Here is a 3,588-nt window from a genome sequence, read left to right as displayed (position 1 = left end):
AAAAGTCAGGAGAAAGAATATGGATAAGTCAAATCTTGTATCGCGTCTGATTGAGATCTTAGCAGATCATACTCCAATCCTAAAAAAGCAGATTGAGGAGTTTTCTGAGGATTATTCTGTACAGAGAAATCTTCTACGCGGTCTTATGAATATGCATAATATCAAAAATGCACTTTCACCTGAATATTTCAAACTTCAAGATGAGCTTTTACAAGCAGAGTTAAAAGAAAAAACTCTCACACAATTATCAGATCTTCTAGGTGTTCATATAAGTAACAGAATTCATCTTTTCAAAGGTGATATTACAAACCTAAAAGTCGATGCTATTGTAAATGCTGCCAATTCATCATTGCTAGGGTGCTTTCAGGCAGGACACAACTGCATAGACAACTGTATACACTCTTGTTCTGGGCTTCAGTTACGTTATGAGTGCTCTAAGATTGTAAATGAACTTTATCAGGGAAACGCACCTGTAGGCTCTGCAACCTTAACTGATGCTTTTAATCTTCCTTGTAAATATGTGATTCACGTTGTTGGTCCTAATGTAAGTTTTAAAGTACAGAAAAAAGATAATGACGCACTTGCCTTATGTTATACAAATACTCTTGATATAGCCAGAGAAAAGGGTATTAAATCTGTTGCTTTTTGTTGTATTTCTACAGGTTGTTTCGGTTTTCCAAAAGCACAGGCTGCAAGAATTGCTGTTGATACTGTTAAAGAATATCTTGAAAGTAAAAATGCAGACATTGATGTTATTTTCAACGTATTTACAGATAACGATTATTCCATCTATAAAGAGCTTACCGGTAAAAAGCGCGATGACAACAATGATATAAGGCCTTTTTTTAATCCAAATCTGTTCTGATTCAAAAAAAAGTGATAATTCGTACATAAAGTCTTTTTACAGCTCCTCATGGCTTTTTGCCATGTGAGCTGTCAATGAGGCTTATTTAGTTTTCTGAATTTGAGTTTGATATACATAACTTAGCACGAAAAAAACAATGCTGTTTAGTACTGTTTTTTTAAGTTCTAAGTTTTAGCTAATTCAAAGCTAATCTAATGATCTATAATAGCTCCACTTTTTTCTTTACTATCTAAAGGTTATATTATGGAATTCAAGAAAGACGAGCTAAAGTCTCAGGCTTTATCATTAGTTGAAAAAGTAAAACAGGATAAGAAAGTTGCTATCGGTGTTATTGCAGGTGCAGTCTTATTCGTTTTAGCAATTGTTGTATTCTTAGCATCTGGCCCATCAAAGCCAAAGACACCACAAGAGCAGTTCAGAGCACTTTTATCTCAGGCCGTTAACAACGATTCAAACTTAAACAAGATCTTAAATGGTTTCAAGCTTGATGAAGATAAGCTTGAGATCGTAAGAGATCACTACAAGAAGATGTTTGATGATGAGCTACTTGATTTCTATGTAAAGAAGCTTGATGAGCAGGGCGTTTTCAAAGCAAAGAATCTTGATAAGAAGAGAGCATTTGCGACCGCATTCAAGACAATGAATGATATCGCAGTTGAAGGTATTTTAAAGACTTCAGCACAGGAGCGTGAAGCATTCTTTAACTACAACAAGACTCTTATTACAACTCTTTCACCAAGAACATGCAAGATGTATGTAATCGGTGATCCAAGATTGTTTGCAGAAAGAGAAATGCAGACTTCAAGCTCACGCGTATTCAAGAAGATGACCAAAGAGCAGTTAGAAGCTTATCTTGCAGCTCAGAGAGCAGCAGCACACAGCGTAGCTAAGGGCAACATCAAGAGCGCAACCTTAACTAAGGAGCAGGCTGAAAAGGCAGGTTCATTATTAGAAAGTGCTAACGAAAAGCAGATGCAGCAGTTACCAGTATTCAAACAGAAGAAGATTGCTAATGCTGCAAGCGATCTGACAAGAGCAATGCCTATGGATGCATGTGACTTTGGTAAGTTTGTTTACAAGTCAGCAGACAGCATCACTGATCCTGCTGATCGTGAGATCGTAATTCTTAATCTTTTAGGTGCTGCTCAGCAGTAATCAAAATAAATTTTCAATACTATAATCGGATAGCATTTTTGTTATCCGATTTTTTTTTTATAATTTTAACTGCGTCATGTTTCTTCTTTAAATGTAAATATTCGCTAATCTTTCCATAAGACTGACTTTGTAAACTTTAAATGAAGCTGATATAAATCACGTTTGTTGTAACAAAGGAGTTATCTATGGATACTTATATTTATTCAATAAATCCTAATGAATGTGTTACACGAGAGAAAAGAGAGCTGTTAGCAGAAGGTCTGGTCAGACTCTCAAGACAACTTGCTTATTATGAAAAGCTAAAAGAAAAAAGAGAATTCTGTGAAAAATACAATGCCAACTGGGAAGCCTTTAAGTGTGTACTTGGTTCAATACTTGTAGTACTTGCTGCAAATCTAATAGTTTTTCTGTCAGGCCTGGTACCTGATGAGGTTTTCTCTATAATAGCAAATGCGTCCCTGGTAATAGGTGGTGTTTACTGTGTTGTTGGCGTATATTCAAGCTATTCTCAAATTGAAAAATTCAATTTTATTGCCAATAATTCAAACAGAATTTTAAATTCACATCGCTGTTATACACTTTATAACCATGTTTATTCTTTCTTCGACGATGGAGAGGTAAAAAGTGAAAATGCGCTGTGCTATGCAAATTTCATTAAGTCAGGTAAATGCTCAAGTCTTGAAGAGGCAAAAGAGCATTTAAGATATCTGAATAGAAAACAGTTCAATGAGAATGATGCTCAGGTAATCTCTGCTACTAGCTGTTAATGGAATAAAGCAAGAAATCAATAAATCAACAAACATATGGTTTAATCGCCGCTTATAAAGTGGCGATTATTTTTTCAAGCTCACTTTGAGCTTGAAGTCGGTCATTTCCTTGCAGATCGTTATAATCAAAATAATATTCGCCAATATTAGCTTTAATTTTTGTGAAATGATGGAGTAGTCTTATACCTGGTTCAAGCTCTTTTATTGTTAAATCAGAAAAGAACTTCATTTCCTTTTCAACAGAGCAAAATGCAAGGTAAATGGCAGTTGCAAGCACTCTTGGCTCTGATGTTTTGCCACTGTGCCATATACGGTGTTTTTCCGTACCAAAATAGGTGCCGTCTGGAATAAAGATTGTTCCATCAGTAAGATCAATATCGGTGCAGCGCTCACCTTCTCTTAGATATCTTTGAACGACATCCTCTGCTGTTGCAGGTGGCTGACATAGCATTCTCCATCCTGGTGCTAGTGCTTTATATGAAAAATCCTCATATTCTTTTTGAGCACAAATACCTGTGATAATTTTACAAACCTGATATGAGGCCTCTTCATACAGGCTGTCTTTTATCATGCCGTTCAATCCTTGCAATACTGGCAGCCTTGATGGGCTTATATATGAATAAATATCAAAATAATCGTCAGCAGCAAGTTTTAGGACCTTTACACTTATATCAAGATCTTTTTCTTTTAAAGCTACATTGAGATTATGAAAATTCAGAGAATAAAACTCGTTTATTTTCTCTTTTTTATTTTCATTTTCAGAATTTGTTTTTATTTTTTCCTGTGTTTTCTCAAGAATTT

General features: G+C 35.2%; 4 protein-coding genes. 3 read left to right on the top strand and 1 reads right to left on the bottom strand.

From position 1 onward, the window contains the following. The 3 genes from ACJML3_RS02730 to ACJML3_RS02720 all read left to right on the top strand — a co-directional run. The coding region (locus tag ACJML3_RS02730; protein WP_406020390.1) for a protein-ADP-ribose hydrolase at positions 1–865 on the top strand (865 nt) is incomplete at its 5' end. A gap of 243 nt (positions 866–1,108) precedes the next feature. Then, complete coding sequence (locus ACJML3_RS02725; RefSeq protein WP_288136072.1) at positions 1,109–2,020, top strand: hypothetical protein; 912 nt, start codon at positions 1,109–1,111, stop codon at positions 2,018–2,020. Positions 2,021–2,205: 185 nt separating this feature from the next. Next, positions 2,206–2,787 carry a hypothetical protein gene (locus ACJML3_RS02720; RefSeq protein ID WP_406020388.1) on the top strand — a complete coding sequence of 194 codons (582 nt, stop codon included), beginning with the start codon at positions 2,206–2,208 and terminating at the stop codon, positions 2,785–2,787. 52 nt (positions 2,788–2,839) lie between these two features. On the opposite strand, the gene ACJML3_RS02715 is transcribed toward ACJML3_RS02720, so the two are convergent. Then, on the bottom strand, positions 2,840–3,588 hold a 749-nt coding region (locus ACJML3_RS02715), incomplete at its 5' end, for a hypothetical protein (RefSeq protein WP_406020387.1).

The sequence above is a fragment of the Succinivibrio sp. genome, assembly GCF_045124615.1.
Taxonomy (GTDB): domain Bacteria; phylum Pseudomonadota; class Gammaproteobacteria; order Enterobacterales; family Succinivibrionaceae; genus Succinivibrio; species Succinivibrio faecicola.
Note: the sequence above shows the minus strand (reverse complement) of the source record. Positions and strands in the feature narration are given on the sequence as shown.